Annotated in this window: 16 protein-coding genes and 1 tRNA gene; 8 read left to right on the top strand and 9 right to left on the bottom strand. The window is 48.4% G+C overall.

Annotation, left to right across the window (positions count from 1 at the left end):
* Positions 1–199: 199 nt before the first annotated feature.
* The 3 genes from EKK48_01895 to EKK48_01885 form a co-directional block, all read right to left on the bottom strand.
* Positions 200–460 (bottom strand): DUF3303 domain-containing protein, encoded by a 261-nt coding sequence (locus tag EKK48_01895; GenBank protein RTL46114.1) that lies wholly within the window; start codon positions 458–460, stop codon positions 200–202.
* A gap of 147 nt (positions 461–607) precedes the next feature.
* The gene (locus tag EKK48_01890) at positions 608–1,222 is read right to left on the bottom strand and encodes a hypothetical protein (GenBank protein RTL46113.1); all 615 of its coding nucleotides are present in this window, start codon (positions 1,220–1,222) and stop codon (positions 608–610) included.
* A gap of 81 nt (positions 1,223–1,303) precedes the next feature.
* Complete coding sequence (locus EKK48_01885; GenBank protein RTL46112.1) at positions 1,304–2,449, bottom strand: hypothetical protein; 1,146 nt, start codon at positions 2,447–2,449, stop codon at positions 1,304–1,306.
* A 153-nt stretch (positions 2,450–2,602) separates the two neighbouring features.
* Here EKK48_01885 and EKK48_01880 point away from each other — a divergent pair, with 153 nt between their 5' ends.
* Positions 2,603–3,670: a hypothetical protein gene (locus tag EKK48_01880; protein ID RTL46111.1), complete on the top strand. Its 1,068-nt coding sequence runs from the start codon at positions 2,603–2,605 to the stop codon at positions 3,668–3,670.
* An 87-nt stretch (positions 3,671–3,757) separates the two neighbouring features.
* On the opposite strand, the gene EKK48_01875 is transcribed toward EKK48_01880, so the two are convergent.
* The gene (locus EKK48_01875; protein RTL46110.1) at positions 3,758–4,885 is read right to left on the bottom strand and encodes a hypothetical protein; all 1,128 of its coding nucleotides are present in this window, start codon (positions 4,883–4,885) and stop codon (positions 3,758–3,760) included.
* 367 nt (positions 4,886–5,252) lie between these two features.
* Here EKK48_01875 and EKK48_01870 point away from each other — a divergent pair, with 367 nt between their 5' ends.
* Entirely contained in the window at positions 5,253–6,800 is a 1,548-nt protein-coding gene (locus EKK48_01870) for a cell filamentation protein Fic (GenBank protein RTL46109.1), read from the top strand.
* Positions 6,801–7,018: 218 nt separating this feature from the next.
* Here the strand turns inward: EKK48_01870 and EKK48_01865 are convergent.
* Positions 7,019–7,095 (bottom strand) — tRNA-Met (locus EKK48_01865).
* 180 nt (positions 7,096–7,275) lie between these two features.
* On the opposite strand from EKK48_01865, the gene EKK48_01860 reads away from it, so the two are divergent.
* Positions 7,276–7,761 (top strand): D-tyrosyl-tRNA(Tyr) deacylase, encoded by a 486-nt coding sequence (locus EKK48_01860; GenBank protein RTL46108.1) that lies wholly within the window; start codon positions 7,276–7,278, stop codon positions 7,759–7,761.
* 153 nt (positions 7,762–7,914) lie between these two features.
* On the top strand, positions 7,915–8,694 hold the full coding sequence (locus EKK48_01855) for a tetratricopeptide repeat protein (protein RTL46107.1): 780 nt from the start codon (positions 7,915–7,917) through the stop codon (positions 8,692–8,694).
* Here EKK48_01855 and EKK48_01850 read toward each other — a convergent pair.
* Complete coding sequence (locus EKK48_01850) at positions 8,691–9,515, bottom strand: TrbI/VirB10 family protein (GenBank protein RTL46106.1); 825 nt, start codon at positions 9,513–9,515, stop codon at positions 8,691–8,693. The two genes, EKK48_01855 and EKK48_01850, sit on opposite strands and share 4 nt — an antisense overlap.
* 457 nt (positions 9,516–9,972) lie before the next feature.
* Here EKK48_01850 and EKK48_01845 point away from each other — a divergent pair, with 457 nt between their 5' ends.
* Both EKK48_01845 and EKK48_01840 read left to right on the top strand, forming a co-directional pair.
* Positions 9,973–10,461: a hypothetical protein gene (locus EKK48_01845; GenBank protein ID RTL46105.1), complete on the top strand. Its 489-nt coding sequence runs from the start codon at positions 9,973–9,975 to the stop codon at positions 10,459–10,461.
* Complete coding sequence (locus EKK48_01840; protein RTL46104.1) at positions 10,462–11,214, top strand: glycerophosphodiester phosphodiesterase; 753 nt, start codon at positions 10,462–10,464, stop codon at positions 11,212–11,214.
* Positions 11,215–11,281: 67 nt separating this feature from the next.
* On the opposite strand, the gene EKK48_01835 is transcribed toward EKK48_01840, so the two are convergent.
* Positions 11,282–12,148 (bottom strand): tetratricopeptide repeat protein, encoded by an 867-nt coding sequence (locus EKK48_01835; GenBank protein RTL46103.1) that lies wholly within the window; start codon positions 12,146–12,148, stop codon positions 11,282–11,284.
* A 4-nt stretch (positions 12,149–12,152) separates the two neighbouring features.
* Positions 12,153–12,554, bottom strand: coding sequence for a hypothetical protein (locus tag EKK48_01830; GenBank protein RTL46102.1), 402 nt, complete (start codon positions 12,552–12,554; stop codon positions 12,153–12,155).
* 139 nt (positions 12,555–12,693) lie between these two features.
* On the opposite strand from EKK48_01830, the gene EKK48_01825 reads away from it, so the two are divergent.
* The gene (locus tag EKK48_01825) at positions 12,694–14,415 is read left to right on the top strand and encodes a sensor domain-containing diguanylate cyclase (protein RTL46101.1); all 1,722 of its coding nucleotides are present in this window, start codon (positions 12,694–12,696) and stop codon (positions 14,413–14,415) included.
* Positions 14,416–14,546: 131 nt separating this feature from the next.
* Positions 14,547–15,029: a hypothetical protein gene (locus EKK48_01820; GenBank protein RTL46100.1), complete on the top strand. Its 483-nt coding sequence runs from the start codon at positions 14,547–14,549 to the stop codon at positions 15,027–15,029.
* A gap of 267 nt (positions 15,030–15,296) precedes the next feature.
* On the opposite strand, the gene EKK48_01815 is transcribed toward EKK48_01820, so the two are convergent.
* Positions 15,297–16,235 (bottom strand): peptidase M48, encoded by a 939-nt coding sequence (locus tag EKK48_01815; protein ID RTL46099.1) that lies wholly within the window; start codon positions 16,233–16,235, stop codon positions 15,297–15,299.
* Positions 16,236–16,570 lie beyond the last annotated feature (335 nt).

Below are 16,570 nucleotides of genomic sequence, written 5' to 3'. Positions count from 1 at the left end.
TTACCAGATTATAGAGACAGAAGGGCATGCACTAATAGGCCAAATTTTTTTCTATAACATGACACTACACAACGGTACCGCTAAGACTGATGAGAATTAGCTTTTTGATAGAAACGGGCATTGACCGCTTATAGTCAGGAATTCGCTGACTATATAAACTCCTGATGGATGCTGTCACTAATTTCCATTCTTAATGTCGCTAAAAATTTTCCCAGGCTCCTTTTGAGGGCACCACGGGAATGAATTCGAATTCTACAAGGTCCTGCCATTGCAGTACCCATTGTTGAAGAAGTTTCGGATCGTCGCAGTTCATAAGTTGAAAGCAACGATCGTAATTCGCTTCTACCCAACTATCGACATAAGTGAGCCCTTCCGGCATCATGCGCCCCCGTTCAACAAAGCGCTTGTGAATCGCTCGCGCGTCTTGATTCTTGAAACGTTCAATGACCATGAAAAGCATATTTTGATCGCCTTTGAAAAACCTTGCTGTAGATGAGCTAACTGTAGTAGCTGTACGATTTTATCTGACTAGTAAATCAGAATGGAAGCGCGTCCAACCGGACGCGCTTCCACTCGTGTTTGCTATTTGTTTCGAAAGGCGGAACAGTTACTTGGTCCAGCCAGCTGCGCGCGAAGGAGTTATTGGCAATTGCAAACAACCAATATTATGGTTGATACCGGTGATACCTATTGGTCTGCCGTTAATTTGGAAGTTGCTGACAATAACGCTTCCGTTGGATTCGGCAGTGTAACGCACGCCAATCGCTCTCAGGCTGCCAAGATTTTGCACCGTGTTTACTGTGTACCGACCAGATGACGCACTTTCGATGCCGGTATCAAGCAAAAAAACAGCTCCATTGTCATAGTATCCAATGACTTGAATTACGTCTTGGACGTTTGGGGTATTGTTGATCAAATCAAATGAGGCAACCCCTTGAGGGATGGCAAAACCTGTTGGATTACCGAACTGATCGGTTGATCTGTAAATAAATTCTGCAGTGCTTGCAAACGCAGAATCTGGAGAGTTGCTTGAGCACTTAAGACCGGGTTTTCCATTAACGGTCACCAGTGACACAGAGGAATTGTTGCCAGCTGCGAGTTCACAAGTGCCAGGCAGGACGAAGTAATGGGGAGGGGCATTCGAGAATGCACCAGGAAGTGACATGGAGAATGCCGATAAAACTGACAAACTAAGTGAAACTGCTCTTGAAAATCTAGTCATATTTCCCATCCTTAACTAACAACAACTCAGCACTAAAGGATGTCTTCCTGACAACCACCTTTGGCAGATCATCTCGTGTCACTAAATTCTCTTGTCTGCGATTTCCGTCTTCGGGGATTGTATTTTCCTTCGATTCATTACCATCCTATTTCCAGTTATTGCAAGAATTGGCAAGGTGGCTCCAAGTAGCAACCATGACCATTTAGATGTTTCGCCGAATAATGTTCCGCTGTGGAAACTAATCAACCACTGAATGATTTTGTCTCCCGGTGCAGGACTTTCGGCTGGATAAAGAGAAATCACTTCGCCTGTCGTCGGTGACATACATATCTTTGTTTTGCCAACAACTTCGCCCTTGGAGTCGTCGTTGACAAGCCAGATTTGAACGGTGTTGTCGAACTTGTTCGGAAGCGCGATCCGCTCTATCGCCGAATCGGTTTTTATATGCGATTTGGCTTTTGCTATCAATTGATCGATTCGAGTGTTTGATTTTTGGTTCAGTGCTACTTGCGGCGTGGTCTTAACAGTTGTCTTGTTCGCCGCTATTGAGACGGTCTTGCTAGTTGGCTTCTGGCTCGAAACGGGGGCAATTGCATTTAGACTTTTTTGTAAGAAAGTCGGAAAGCAAAAATAAATACCGCTGATGCTTTGCATAATTAAAAAGGGAAAAACAAAAGTCCCAAGCAGGCTATGAGAAGTCCACTTTCGAGACGCGGGATTTGCTGATTGTTTTTTCCCTGGTTGCCTCCAAACGTTGTTCCAGTTTGGAAGTATCACCGCGATGCCGGTCGCAACCAGCATCAGTATGCATGCAGCTCCTGCTGCGTTGATTTTTCTGCCATTGCTTCCAAGCATCAAATTGAAATGAAGGTCACGCACAATCTCTATCCAGGCGTTTTCTTTTTTTAGACCCAGGCTTTTACCCGTGTACGGATCTGCGAGGCAATGAATCCAATTGTTTCCGTCCTTGGTTGCGAAAACATCGATTGGTTGGGTCTTGTCAGGGAGAAAGGATATTCCTGTAACGCTGTTACCAGGAAAGTTTTGTTCGACATCATGGACGATGTCGTCGATCGAAGCCGTTAGTTCTTGCGGTGCAAGTTTTGGAGTTGCACAAGTCAATTCTCCTATTTCATCGTCAAACAGCAGGATGATACCGCTTACGGTTACCAGCAGGATATAAAGAGCTGCAGAGGTGCCGATGAGGCTATGGATTCTGAAAAACATGGTGACTAATTGAAGCGGACTTTTGCTTTTGATTCAGAGCAGCTTACTTCATTGCCTGCGCACTTTCTGTAAGCACGATGATCAGTAAACGGGAAATTTTTATGAGTTAAAGCCAATTTTGTTTTACGCATTTTTCGGGTAACCTTTGCTTATATGGATGAGGGTGGATACAGCATGAAAAATCTAATTGGCCTTGTTATTTCACTCGCGACGGTGAGCAGTTTTGCCACCAAACCAGTGACCGCTCAAGAAATTGGCGATAACGCTAAGACAAGCGTTTCAAGTTCAGGAGATGCTTCGGGAAGCACATCATCGACGGTATCATCACCTGCTCATCGTCGGCCGCGTATCGGTTTGGCTCTAGGCGGCGGTGGCTCGCGCGGTGCTGCCCACGTAGGTGTTTTGAAGGTTTTGAAGGAACAGAACATTCCGATCGATATGATTGCTGGAACTAGCATCGGTTCTGTTGTAGGCGGTTTCTATGCTGCCGGAGTGCCGTTAGATCAAATAGGTGAGGTGTTCGAAAAAGGGACATTCACTAAAGAATTTGTGCCGATGCCGATTTTGCGACTTGCTTTAGAGCCAACCGCCCTGACTCTCAGAATGTTTGGTTATCGTCCGTATGACGGCTTGTACTATGGATGGAAATTCAGGAGATATGCCAATGAAGTGGCCGGCTCCAAGAAAATCGAGCAACTTAGTATTCCTTACGCTGCAGTTGTTACCAACGTTGTCACGGGCGAGAGTTGTCGGCTTACCCAGGGTGATCTAGGTTTGGCTATGCAAGCCAGCACCGCTGTACCAGAGCTGAAGAAGCCCGTGCAGATTGGCGACAAACTTTTTTGCGATGGCGGAGTGATTAACAACGTTCCTGTCAATCATGTGCGCGCGATGGGGGCTGACTTTGTTATCGCTGTGGACATCGATGAGCCTCTACCAGAAGTTCCTCTCAAAAACTTCCGTGCTCTTGGTTCAATGGGACGACAGGCGCTTCGCATTCAGTTGGCTACGTTTGATAAACCGAATTCTAAAAGCGCAGATTTGTATATACATCCCGATACGACCGGAATAAATCTGGTGTCTTTTAAAAAGGGCGACGGGAAGCGTGGTATCGAGGCTGGTGTTGTCGCAGCTCGCGCTGCAATGCCGGAAATCAAGCGAAAGCTGGCTGCCTTGGGTGTTGTTACAGGCACAGTTGCGAACACGGATATAGTTCACTAGGGATTGCCACCAGCAATATTTCGGCAAGTCTTATTCGAACCGGCAAGTAGGGTAAATCCTGGTCGGAGAAAAGGCGCAAACGATCGGTTATGCGATTGGGCGGAAAACCCGGGAGCCCCCCCACGGAGCGGCATCGACCGGAATCAAGGTGGTGACAAAATCACTGGCTTCTTGTCCGTTCGGTTCGACAATTGCAATGTGTCCATATTCTGAGTTGCCTTTGTTGTGAACGACTATGTCGCCTGGCTGGAGCTGCGAGTGCGAATCAATTTCCTGAAACTTGTCGGGCATGGCTGCAAGTTGATCGGCTGCTACATAGGCTGGCACTCCGGTTAATGTAATTCCACATTCCGCGGCCGCCCGGCCTACGCCTGTGTAACACAGACCCTGACTCTGGGTGCCGCCCATGCTCATAGCCACATCCATCGCGTCTTTTGCAAGCGTTGCGGCAAGCGGTCCGCTGGCAGCCGCACCAGATTGAGGCGTATCGTTTTGCTGCGCTTGTTGTTGTTTGAGCTGATCCATCCACACAATGAATTTATGAGCCAGATCATCAGCCATTAGATCTTGCACTTGTGGTGGCATAAAACGATCTATTTGTTCGGGATAAATATCACTGCCGTTGTCGACTGCAGTGACGAAGTTTTTCAATCCTTGTTGAAACTCCGGATTCTTCAGTTGTGCAGCATAGTCCGCAGGAATTCGACCAGCCTGAACACTTTGATCGATGCGTGCGTTATCGATCGGTTGTCCGGCAACGTCATCAATCCATGCCTGAATGTTTTCGCTTCCCATGCCATATTTGCCAACTGCGGGGTGTCCATCGCTATATCGATAGTCAGACGTTTCGTAAGGCTGCGTATCATTAGGATTCATGTTCGCTACGAGAGTGGCTTTGATCAATCCGACAGGGTCGCCGGCGTATTGCTGCTTTAAGGTGGCGGCATCGGGAGGTTGATTGAGACTTCTCAAAACAGGCGCCTCGGCTTGGCCCCCGCTCCAGCTGAAGACATCGAATTTGGGCAGATAGGCGTATGAAGAGTCGCCATAATAAGTGCTGCCGCGATAATTGCCACTGAAGTCATTGGTGCGCACCTCAGTTACGTGGTCCTGCAGCGTGTTGCGACAATTGTCGCCGCCGTCTCCGACGAGACAGCGATCGCTTTGACTGCGTTGATACGGTTGTTCCGAAGCGTGCCAGGCTGTATTTGCCATGTGGTAAGGTCCCGACCGCGCGCGACTTCGAACGCCGGCGTGAAGGCGCGTTAGTAATCAATAAGCAAGGGCCGTTGTATTGTGCGGCCAAACCAGCCAAATGTCAAGAGGGGTGTCGCGAACGTTCCACCACAAATGGAATACCCTGGCACAACTCCATTGTTGTCGAGTTTTCAATGTAGTGTAAAAGCTTGGCAAAAGACCTACATTCAAAAAAAGATGAATTTGGAACCTGTCTGATTATTCTGAACCCAATGTCGCGAGGCTAAAAATTTTGGAGCCATGATTATAATATTCAAGTAATTTGGGTCCTCTATGGGTAAAATACACTCATTTGGAACCTAAAAAGAACGATTTGGAACCACAAATGGACTTGCCTAGTCAGAAACCGGCTCTGTTTCAAGAATCGTCTTTGCCAACGGGCACCAGCCTTGCCGGACTATCCGCGCTCGTTCATGCCTTTAATGTTCGGACTCCTGTTCGAGAACTAAGTTGTATTTCCGAGCAAAATATAAAAGGACATATACGACAAGATCGCGGTTGGAAAATCTACAGCAAGCGGTACGAGCTTGAGCCCACTGTTCAGGCGCACTTAAATTTCGCAATGCGGCACGAAAAAATCGATCTGCTGGTTCTAAAGCGTGTGTTCCTTTCCCTTCCTGCGGAAGTAATTAAGCAATACGTGCTATCAGCCCCAAATAGTACGCTGACGCGTCGCGCCTGGTACCTCTATGAATTGCTTACTGGAACTATGCTTGCAGTCCCTGATGCACCTAATGTCACATCAGTCGACTTGCTGGATACCGACAAGTATTTCACCAAATCTAGTGGCACATTATCGCGTCGGCATAAAGTGCGTGATAATCTCTTAGGCACTGCCAGCTTTTGTCCGATCATCAGAAAGACGCCAACGCTGATGACCTATGTTGAAAGTGACCTTTCAAAATCCGCTCTCACAATCATCGGTCACGTAAGCAAAGGGGTTATTTCTCGCGCTGCAAGTTTTTTACTGCTGGCAGACAGTCAAGCCAGTTTTCAAATAGAGGGAGAGCGTCCGCCTCGGAATCGAATCGAACGATGGGGCCGAGCTGTCATGCAAGCGGGTAAAAACCCTTTGTCAGTTGAAGAAATAATTCGTCTTCATGGAGTTCTCATTGAAGACAACCGCTTTGTTCAAGGTGGGTTGCGTACCAATAATGTTTTCCTCGGCGAACACACTCCTGATGGTGAGCCGCTTCCCGAGTTCATCGGCGCAAAACCGGATGATCTTGCGGATCTGACGAGTTCACTAATCAAAACGAATATCCTCATGAAGGAAGGCAATTTAGATCCGGTTCTTCAAGCCGCCGCTACAGCTTTTGGATTTGTGTACGTTCATCCATTTGCTGACGGGAACGGAAGACTTCACCGATGCATAATTCATCACACCTTGTCAGATCGACAGTTCACGCCGCCTGGAATGCTTTTCCCTGTCTCATCTGTTATGTTGAACTGGATAGATAAGTATCGCGAGACGCTTCAGGCTCATTCAGCTCGACTTCTGGAGTTTATTGAATGGGAACCAACAGCCAAAGGAAATGTTCTCGTTTTAAATGATACTGCGGACCTCTATAGATACTTTGATTGTACTGAGGCTGCCGAGTTTCTCTACAGCTGTGTGAAGCGGACCATAGAGGTGGACCTTCCCAGAGAAATTGACTATCTCATGCGTAGGGACGAAGCCGTAAGGGATGTAATGAACATTGTTGAGATGCCAGATCTCATGGCTGAGCAGTTTGTGCTGTTTGTGCACAGAAATGGTGGCACGCTTCCGAACAATAGAAGGAAAAGAGAATTCGCTGCGTTAAAAGAAGAAGAGCTGGCTGAGTTAGAAGAAATAGTTCGAGACGCCTTTGATGGTTTTGACGATGTGTAAGTCAACAAATGATGATTCTCCAGCTGCTCGAATAAGGCACCAGATTCGGTGCTTTGTTCGACTTGCCGTTAATCTGCTGATTCCGAAGCAACCGATTGATTGGTAGGCAAAACGAGCTTAGGGTAAGCAATGGGCAATGGGTAACGCGTAGCGTGTTGCCTACCCCAGTAAAAAACCGGCACCTCTCTCGAAACTGCCGGTCCTTCTAAGCATTTAAATGGTTGCGGGGGACAGATTTGAACTGTCGACCTTTGGGTTATGAGCCCAACGAGCTACCGGACTGCTCCACCCCGCAAAGCTATCCTAACGTACCGGGGCGAATATTTCTCCAGGCAAATTTAAGGCAGGCGACCTTTTTTCGCTGCAGAAATCCCGGGGTGGTAACATAAAACGCCAATCCAGCCAGCAAAATGCGGATCGATGGCTGGTCTGGCGGCTCGATATATTTCTCTCAAGAGGCAGTTAGTATCTCGTAATGAAAGCGGTGTTGCAGCGCGTGAAAGGCGCCTCCGTCACGGTTGACGGGCAAATAATAGGTAAAGTTGGCAGTGGGCCGGGCGATCCGCAAGGCACAGGGCTGGTTGTGCTCCTGGGCGTTGAAGAAGGCGACCTGGACAAAGACAGCGTCTTCCTCGCGCAGAAAACCGCTGACCTGCGCATCTTTTCAGATAATGATGGAAAGATGAATTTATCGGTCAAGGACGTGGGCGGCTCAATTCTTGTGATTTCGCAGTTCACCTTGATCGCAGACTGGCGCAAGGGGCGGCGTCCAGGATTCTCAAGAGCGGCTGCGCCCAGAGAGGGTGAGCGATTGTATGAGCATTATGTCCAACAATTGCGAGGTGCCGGTTTGCACGTCGAGACCGGGTCGTTTGGCGCAGACATGGCTGTAGCTCTGGTTAATGACGGACCTGTAACACTGCTTCTAGAGAGTCGCATGGTTGAAGAATCTGCTACTTAGTGCCACCGCCTGCGGTGAGCGCGAGTTAATGGACGGGGAAACTTGCCACCTGTTCAGGGTTTAATCCATCGCCAGAGAATGCCAAGTATTATATAGTTTGCTGACGGCATCCATTTTTTAACGTTTCAAAGCTAGAAATTGTCAGGTAAAAGCATGCGTCGTTTACTTCTTCTTACCGCCCTGGCTGCAGTAGCCACTCAGCCCTGCTTTTCCAATGATGAGTTCAACGAGAAGCGACCTCGGGGAGAGGAGAGTTTTCCTCAGGCACTGGAAAATATGAGGAGAACATCGGAGCCTCGGAAGGAAACTGCCGTAAATACTGCAGACGAGCCCCCGCTTGATATCCATAAGGCAGATCCAGCCGTGCATGTTGCTCTCTCCAAGAAATACACAAAGGAAAAGAGATATCGCGAGGCTCTGATTGAAGTGAACCGGGCTCTGCTGTGCAATAAAAACGATTGGGATGCACACTTCCAGGGCGCTTTGATCTTGCAACTGGAAGGGCGAACAAAAGAAGCTATCCAGCGTTACAAGCGTTATCTGGTCGTTAAGCCGGATAATCTGCAGGCTCACATCAATTTAGGTGTGCTGCTTCGCAAAGAAGGCGAAATGACGGCCGCAGAAGAGGAGTACAAGAAAGCAATCGAATTGCATTATTACTCGCTGCAGCCGCACTACAATCTCGCCAATCTCTACATCGAAACGCATAAATTCGAAGATGCTTTGAAGGAACTGCGTGTGTGCGTAAAATTGGCGCCGACCAACGCCTGGGTGCACAATAATCTCGGCGTTGTTTTCCAACAGCGCGAATATTATGAGGAAGCCGAAGAGGAATATTTGAAGGCACTCAATCTCGAGCCTGCCAATAAAACATTCGAGAACAACCTTTCGGCGATTCGGCAATATCTGAAGAAAAAGCCCGTGAAGGCTTAATCGATCTGCACTCCAAGATCATTTGTCAGCAGCACTTCCAGTTCTTGACCTGGTGCTAATTGAACATTGTCGCCCGTTTTGAACAGAGCGACGGCAGAGCCACCAATTACGGTGGCAACGGCAGGCGCACCGAGCGTGGCAACGTTGGCTGCGATCAAAGCGCCTTTAGCTGCGCCCTTCGAAGTTCCGCCTGTGACTGCTTTCACGCCACCACCAACCCGCGTACCAAAGTTCGTGCCGGGGTCGAGTTGTCCTTTAGCGTTTGTTTGACCTTTATGGAATTCCAGTGCTGCGTCTAGAGGAATTACTTCTCCAGCGGGTGTATCGATTTGCTCTAACTTCAAGCCAATTTTGGCGGCGCGGCTAATCCATTTTGGTTTCGTTACCTCATAGACGCGACCTCTAACGAGGCTGCCTTTTGGCAAAAGCAGGCTGCTGCCAAGAAATAGATCATCGCGCACATGCGCTTCGAACAGGTCACCCGGTCTGCTTACTTTTGCATCCACAGGACTTTCTAAGACAAGCGTCAATCTCGTTGTTACCGGCAGAGTAGTCGATGCGGCGCCAGCCTTCAATGCTGTTCCGTCAGAACTCGAACTGCTCGATCCGAGATCTACTTGTGCACCATTGCCGCCACCATTGGCGAAGTCGGGCAGATTTTTGGGTTCGATTGAACGAGCTGAATTTTGGTCTGGAACATAGGCCGGAGCGTAACGCGGCAATCTGGAATCGATTCTGTTTCCTGCCAGTGACGGCGCCACCGGCGATATTGCTGATAAAGCCAGTAGTGTCGTAAGTGTTGTCGCGAATTTTGTATTCATTTTCATCTCTTCGAATTCGTTTCCGAGGGGTGGTGGTTTCGGGTTGAAGGCAGCCGGCTCGGTCCGCTGCCGTGCTCAATCTCACCACTGGACGCACAATTCAGATTGTATGCTATCTGCTCTAAACTTTCACTTTGAAGCCATTCTCGAGTTGCCGTATATGACTTGGATGTCTGCAACGAGTGCGCCCGCCCCTGTCTCGAGGGAGCTGATTCGGATTTAATATAAAACCATAAAGCCGACCGTTATTCCGAAAAAAGCCCCAATTAAATAGCCGAAAGGGCTTCCCAGTCAGGGATGCTTGTCAGATCTTAAGTTTTCGGTAATATTCTTATAAGTGGGACCCCTAAAATGTTCTCTTCCGTCAGTTGGGGATGTTAGGACACCTGCTATTACCAAACGACGAGGTGCTCCTGTGAACTGTTGTTGTTGCGGAAAGGACCATAACGGGCAATTTATGCAGAAACTAAAAACCGTCGAAACTGAATTGGTGGATGTCGCCAAGCGCTTTTTGAAGACCGCAAGTGATCCCTTTTCTGGTGTAATCAATTTCTTGCATGAGCGCCCAGACCACACGTCCATGCCGGGCTACCTCATCAACGGCATTTTGTTAGATTGTTTCGGCAGTCAGGAAGACATTCCGGGCTTGATTCGCATTTTATCCAGTCATGTCAAAGAAATTTGCCGTCACGCCAACGTTATCGACATTATTAACGAGCATGCGAGCGCTGAGAAATGGGGCACTTTTGTTATCAAACAGAAGGAACGCATCAAGTTTGAAATCGGTCGCGAGCGCGGGCTGATGGCGCTGAAGAATATCCAGGGATTGGTCGGCGTAGAGCACGGCATCGAACTGCCGCTCGAGAAAATTCTTGTCGAACCGCCAAAGCTTATTGTCACGGTCAGAATGGGATTGCTTCATCCGCAACGAGTTGTCGACATTTAAATGAAGTGGCCAAAAGTTTTTGCGCATCGAGGTGGTCGCAGGTGGGCGCCTGAGAACACTTTGATTGCTTTTCAGAAGTCGCTCGAACTTGGATGCGATGGTATTGAGCTGGATGTTCAGCGATGCGCATCCGGCGAGCTAGTCGTTATACACGATGATGATCTCAGTCGCACCACTAATGGTATCGGACTGATTAAGGATGCAACGCTCCCTGAACTGAAGCGATTGAGTGCTGGTGCCTGGTATGACAAGGAATTCTCTTCTGAGCGCATTCCGACACTTGAAGAGGTTTTGGAATTAGTTGCTGGACGACTTGTGATCAATATTGAAATCAAAAATGCTCCGGTTTCTTATGATGGAATCGAGCATGATTTGCTTGCCGTGCTTGATGGCTATGAGCACAAAGATCGGCTAATTATCAGCTCTTTTGATCACAACTTTATGCTTCGCTTGCATAAGTTGCAAACCGGATTGAAACTCGCGGTTCTGGCTGACGGCATATTGGTTGACCTTGGTGAGTACGCCGCCAAGCTGGGTGCAAAGTGTTGGCATCCTTGCTGGGGATCGCTTACCGAAGCGGCTATAGAAGACGCTCACGCTGCTAATCTTGAAGTTAATGCCTGGACAATGAATGAGCAACGTGACTGGATCAATGCTGCTAAATTCAACCTGGACGCCATTATCACCGACGATCCTGCCGGATTGAAACAGCTGATCGAACGAGCTTTGCAAGTTGACGTAATCAAATTTTGATTAGACTCATCGAAGATACTGATAGAGCTGTTCAAAATAACAATGTCGCTCTGCGAGCCAGTTTTGCTCAGCGAGCTAGTTTTGCTAAGCCCGTATGAGCCTTTCTTGAGAGCGTCGGTGAAGGATCATTTTTCAGAACAGCTCTGTACTCAGTTGCTGCCGCGTCGTATTTTCGTGTCAGAACGTAAATGATCGCTCTCAAGTAGTGAGCCTCGGCATTGCCGGGATTAGCGGCGATGATGTCATCTAATTGGGACAGGCTCTTGTCGTAGTTGCGCAGCTGCAGCTCCAGCAGCGCTCTCTTCAGCGGCGTGTCAACTGCGGCGCTGGGCGATCGTTCTGCTTTCGGTTTTTCCCGTTCCTCTGCTTTCTTCTGTGCTTCTATTTCCCGCTCCTTTTCTTCTCGCTCTCTCTGCGCTTCGATTGAATCGGGTGCTGTTGGAGGAGGGGGAAGATCAGGCGGTACATTGGGATTGACTGATCCCGGTATTGGATTTGATGAACCCGACGAGGACGACGCCGGAGCATACGATGAGGGCGATGAAGTTGATGACGAATACGAGGAAGCTGATGAATTCGATGAAGGGGAGTAAGACGAACCTGCCGATTCGAATTGCGACCGCCGGGAAGGTTCGGATTCATCGGAGCGACCTAGACCCTGAAATGGATTACCACCGCCGATTGCATCGGGCGCGGGTGGAATTATTTGTACATTGCTGGCGTTGTTGCTGTTCGATGTCCTTGATGAACTTGATGAACTCGAATCTTGGGCGATTGCTTGTGGCGCACAGGTTTGCAGGGTGAGTAAGCTGATCAAACAAGCGTACAGCCCGGCCCTGCACCAGGCCCGGTAGGTATTAAAACCAGAGAAACCCGACGAGCCCGAGAATCCTTTAGCAGCTTGCCTGACTGAACTGTTTCGCGAGCCTGTCATGCCACTACCGCATGTTTTGCCTGACCAGGGGCGATATAACTGGAATTTCGGCGTATTTCCCGAGGAACGCCATAATCATTCCGTAAATCATCAGCAGAAACCCGGCGTTGACTATAAGTTGGATTCCAAGCGTTATGTAGCTCAAAACAACACCCGGACTGCCCAGATTCAGCAAACCAAGCATTCCGCCGACAATGTTTTGCATGATACCGACTGTCAGGTTGATCAGGATTCCAAGTGCAACTAGAATCATCGACTGGAGAAAGTGAAAGCGAAAGAACATCGACTGCGAGCGGCTGCGAGAGATGATTATGTACAGAAGTCCGATAAGACCGCCGCTGAGATAGCAAAGCCCAGCGACAGTTCTTTCAACCGCAACTGGATTTTTTTGACTAAACGATGGCATATTGGTTCCTCGGAGCTTTTGTCATGCAAGTTGACTGGGAAAGCGTTCAGAAATCCATTTTAACTGGTAGAGTGAGTTTCGGCTGAGAAAAGCTATTAGAGATTGGCGATTACCATGGCGTGGCACATTAATAGCTGATATGCAATCCGCTCTGGACATTTCTAACCGCAAAGTACGCCTCTTATCCACAATGGAGCTTCAAGAGGTACAGTCCGTTGTCGCCGATATTGTGACGGAAATATGCAATCCGAAAGCCGTAGCAGTTCTCATGTGGGATGAGGACCTCGAACATTTCGGTAACAAAGTCTCATTTGGAGAGAAAAAGAAGGACATAGCCAAGCTGGTTGATGCTTTCTGCGAGGAAGAGCCTGAGATAGATGGAAAAAACAAGATTTCCGAGGTCGATTTAGAAGATCTCGGCGTCAATCTGCCAGCCTCACTCGACCCCGTGTGGTGTTATCAGGTCGTTAATAATGGGCGGTTGATTGCTTGCATCCTTTTGGTTGGTGTCGACGAAGAGTTCGAGTCGGACAAGCTTTTGGCTGAGCTTGAAGAATACCCGTTTGCGACCGCTCTCTACCATTCCTGGGAATTTTCGGAACTGCAACTGGAAAACGATCGTTTGCGCAGCCAGTATGAAGACATGGAATTGCAGACGCGGCGTCGCGTTGAGCAAATGGAAGAACAGACAAGAAATCTGATTCGTGACCTCACTTCTCGTGATCACTTGCGTACAAGACAGGTGGACCGTGAACGCCTGGTCTACTGGATTAGCAATGCCATTAGAAGCTCGCTGCACATTCAGGAAGTTCTTGATATGACGGTGGAAAAGATTGGTACCACTATTGGTGTCAGTCGTTGTCTTGCTTTGCGCGCTGTTGATACCTCCGATCGACTGGTCGTATTTGAGTGGCATCAAGACAACATTCAATCAGTCAAACATATGTTTCATTCTGACGAGGGCTTTGAGTTCGCGCAGGCCGCCTTAAGCACGCCCACCCCGCAAGACCTTGTCGATCCCGAGCTTGATACGCAGTGCAAATATGACAAAGAGTTTTTACGCAAGTTTGGTATTCGCTCAGGGCTGATTGTGCCCCTCGTTTTGCGTGACAATGTGCTTGGAGTTCTGTTCTTGCAAGATTGTGTTCATCCGCGAGAATGGACTATTGATGATGTTTCAATGATTGGATCGCTCGCAGACAACCTCTCGGTGGCTATTGAAAATGCAGACTTGCATCAGGAGCGCGAGCGGCAGGCTGTCACAGACGGATTGACCGGTGTGGCTAATCGCCGCAGTTTCAATGAAACATTTACTCGTGAATTTGAGCGCGCTCGACGCTACGGTGAATCACTTTCACTGGTGTTGATTGATCTCGATTACCTGAAAAAAATCAATGATACTTATGGTCATCAGGCTGGCGATGAGGCAATCAAGACTATCGGTCGGCTGCTTCGTGAGTCTTGCCGTTCGATCGATTCGGCGGCGCGATATGGCGGTGAAGAATTCTGTTTGCTTTTGCCGAACACAGAAGTTGAGATGGCTGAACAGCTGGCCGATCGCTTGAGGCGATTGATCAATGATGAACCAATTGAAGGTCCTGGACATATTTCGGCGAGCCTGGGGGTCGCTTGCTATCCGATGCACGCCGACAATGAGGAAACTCTCTTCCAGCGCGCTGACGAAGCTTTATACGCGGCGAAACAGGGCGGTAGAAATCAGGTGAAAATATCTTCGCCTGCTCCTGATGGTTTTGACATGAAAGCAACTCCTCAGATCGCAGAAGAAGCTAAAGCGACCGAAGTTAATGGCGAGAACAAACAAAACCCCAGCAAAGAGTCGACGGTGCTCGATATTAAGTAGATAGTGCTCGAAATTAACTAACCGGGTTGAGTCAAATCTGAGTTTTCACCACGAGACGAATATAGTGTTAACACTGGAGAGTTATCAACATCCAGAAGGTATAAAGAAGAAAGAGCCGCAGGAGATGCCAAATGACGATATTCGATGATTTAGTGCAAGGTATCACAAAAGAAGTTTCGAAAGTACAGACGCGTTCGCAAGAAATGCTTCAGTCGTACAATCTAGTCAATCAGGTCAAAGATTTGGAACGCAAACGCACCGCTAAGTTGCTCGAAATCGGACGTTTGGTGTGTGATAAATATCAGCGCTCAGCTGATGTCCCAGAAGATTTATTGAAAGATAAGACAAACGAAATTGCTGGTTATGAGCACGAAATAGGCTTGTTGCAAGCTGAAATTGATAGCTTGAAGGCTGCTGCCTCTGCTGATCCAGATGCGCCTTCGTCTAAGAGATCTGAAGCGAAAGCTGGATATACCGCAACACCAGGATTCGAGTGCCCACGTTGCTCTGCGCCTGCCAATCGCGAAAAGTCATTTTGCGCGGTCTGTGGTGAGTCGCTGAAACGTGGTGGTGACGACGTTGTCGATGTTGAGCCGAACATCGAAAATAACTAGGTGAGCACCGGAGACTATTCATCGTTCCGAATCAGTCTCGGTCGTTGCGTTTACGGACAAATGAAGAGCGAATTGTGCTGAGGCGCTTTCTGTTGAAGCGCGCAGGATGCAGGTCTTCGTCTCGTCCCTCATGAAATGCGTGATGGTGCGGTCGCGTGTTTCTTTGGCGTCATGGACGTGTACGGTGTGCCATTTTCAAAGATCGAGAATGCGCCGTATCCCCGTGGGACACAGCGCATTCGTCAGTAGCTTGCGACGTCGAACTCGTCAGATGCGAGCGTTCTTTCCGCAATCTGGACAGAAGAAGAATGATGGACTGATCTTCGAGTCACAGTGCGGGCATCTTCTCAACCCTTCGCTAGGCTCTTGCGTTGGGTAACGACCAGCCATAATTTCTTTGTACTGTTTGGTTTCAGACCAGAGTTTGATTTCCTTTGCTCTGTAGACTGGCACTGGATGCGTCAGCCACACTTCATTCATGAGTTTGTAGATCTTGTTCAATGTTGTGTGGTCGATTTCTTCGTAGTGATCTGCCTGGCGCAGAAATTCGTCGTGGTCTGTTTGTGCGTAAACGGCGTTCGAGCCACCTGCCAGCTTCATGTTGATTCTGATGCAAGTTTCGACGTCTTGAGTTACGAGTAATTCTGCCCTGTCTGCAGTCAACTCGGCTTTGCGCGACCAATCGTACATGGCTATACGAAGACCTAAAGATGCCATGCCGCCCAGTCCCAGGAATTGACGAGCTAGCTCGGCTAGAATCATAGCCATACTGCGATAAAGGACATGGCCGGCTTTGATGTGCCCGAGTTCGTGACCAAGAACTCCCAGAAGCTCTTCTTCTGTAAGCAGGTCGACCAATCCAGATTGAATGACGATAAACGGTCGTTCTACACCAAATGTGAATGCGTTGCGGATTGGACTGCCTGCCAGGAAAAGATCAGGCTCGTGCATATCGAGAATGTCTGCTGCTTCTTTGAACAGTTTGTAGACCTTCGAGCACTGTTTTGGAGTCACATGTATGGCACTACCCATCAGATTAATACGATAGATTCGCTCCAGTCCCAGTTCCAGGAACTTGGTAAGTACGACGTCGAATAGCGGAATCTTTTTCATCGCATCGAGAGCCGCGCGGTCCGCAGGGTGCTCAAATGCGCTTGACGTCAAATGTGGGAACCGACGTCTGGTTTTAGGTTCTGCGGATGTCATTGCTCCTCCAGTATCTGCGATCGCTCTAACGGGTTAAGGCTATCTTCTTCCTTTCTACCCTGAAACCATTGTGATGTACGTAATTCTTATGTAAAAGAGCCTTTGCGCCGTTAAAATTCTGGGGTTAACCCTGTGCTCTACTAACATGTTGAGTTAAAACACGGTCAGTTTGTAATAACTTCGTTTTTTGTTAGTTTTTATTGTTTCGATTGATGTGCACCGCTAATGGTGCAGCTAGCGCGACTGCTGCACGGTGTTATACACTTCCATGCAAATTGATTAGATCAAGCCGAATCAAATGACGTTCACAAGTTACTACCTCCCGAGATCCATTC

This window comes from Candidatus Melainabacteria bacterium (genome assembly GCA_003963305.1).
In the GTDB taxonomy this organism is placed as follows: domain Bacteria; phylum Cyanobacteriota; class Vampirovibrionia; order Obscuribacterales; family Obscuribacteraceae; genus PALSA-1081.
The sequence above is the reverse complement of the archived record's forward strand: the minus strand, read 5'-3'. Positions and strand labels throughout refer to the sequence as shown.

Excerpts from the sequence above, each read along its gene's own strand:
- EKK48_01895 (RTL46114.1), bottom strand. The coding sequence starts at position 460 with ATGCTTTTCATGGTCATTGAACGTTTCAAGAATCAAGACGCGCGAGCG.
- EKK48_01890 (RTL46113.1), bottom strand. The coding sequence starts at position 1,222 with ATGACTAGATTTTCAAGAGCAGTTTCACTTAGTTTGTCAGTTTTATCG.
- EKK48_01885 (RTL46112.1), bottom strand. The coding sequence starts at position 2,449 with ATGTTTTTCAGAATCCATAGCCTCATCGGCACCTCTGCAGCTCTTTAT.
- EKK48_01880 (RTL46111.1), top strand. The coding sequence starts at position 2,603 with ATGGATGAGGGTGGATACAGCATGAAAAATCTAATTGGCCTTGTTATT.
- EKK48_01875 (RTL46110.1), bottom strand. The coding sequence starts at position 4,885 with ATGGCAAATACAGCCTGGCACGCTTCGGAACAACCGTATCAACGCAGT.
- EKK48_01870 (RTL46109.1), top strand. The coding sequence starts at position 5,253 with ATGGACTTGCCTAGTCAGAAACCGGCTCTGTTTCAAGAATCGTCTTTG.
- EKK48_01860 (RTL46108.1), top strand. The coding sequence starts at position 7,276 with ATGAAAGCGGTGTTGCAGCGCGTGAAAGGCGCCTCCGTCACGGTTGAC.
- EKK48_01855 (RTL46107.1), top strand. The coding sequence starts at position 7,915 with ATGCGTCGTTTACTTCTTCTTACCGCCCTGGCTGCAGTAGCCACTCAG.
- EKK48_01850 (RTL46106.1), bottom strand. The coding sequence starts at position 9,515 with ATGAATACAAAATTCGCGACAACACTTACGACACTACTGGCTTTATCA.
- EKK48_01845 (RTL46105.1), top strand. The coding sequence starts at position 9,973 with ATGCAGAAACTAAAAACCGTCGAAACTGAATTGGTGGATGTCGCCAAG.
- EKK48_01840 (RTL46104.1), top strand. The coding sequence starts at position 10,462 with ATGAAGTGGCCAAAAGTTTTTGCGCATCGAGGTGGTCGCAGGTGGGCG.
- EKK48_01835 (RTL46103.1), bottom strand. The coding sequence starts at position 12,148 with ATGACAGGCTCGCGAAACAGTTCAGTCAGGCAAGCTGCTAAAGGATTC.
- EKK48_01830 (RTL46102.1), bottom strand. The coding sequence starts at position 12,554 with ATGCCATCGTTTAGTCAAAAAAATCCAGTTGCGGTTGAAAGAACTGTC.
- EKK48_01825 (RTL46101.1), top strand. The coding sequence starts at position 12,694 with ATGCAATCCGCTCTGGACATTTCTAACCGCAAAGTACGCCTCTTATCC.
- EKK48_01820 (RTL46100.1), top strand. The coding sequence starts at position 14,547 with ATGACGATATTCGATGATTTAGTGCAAGGTATCACAAAAGAAGTTTCG.
- EKK48_01815 (RTL46099.1), bottom strand. The coding sequence starts at position 16,235 with ATGACATCCGCAGAACCTAAAACCAGACGTCGGTTCCCACATTTGACG.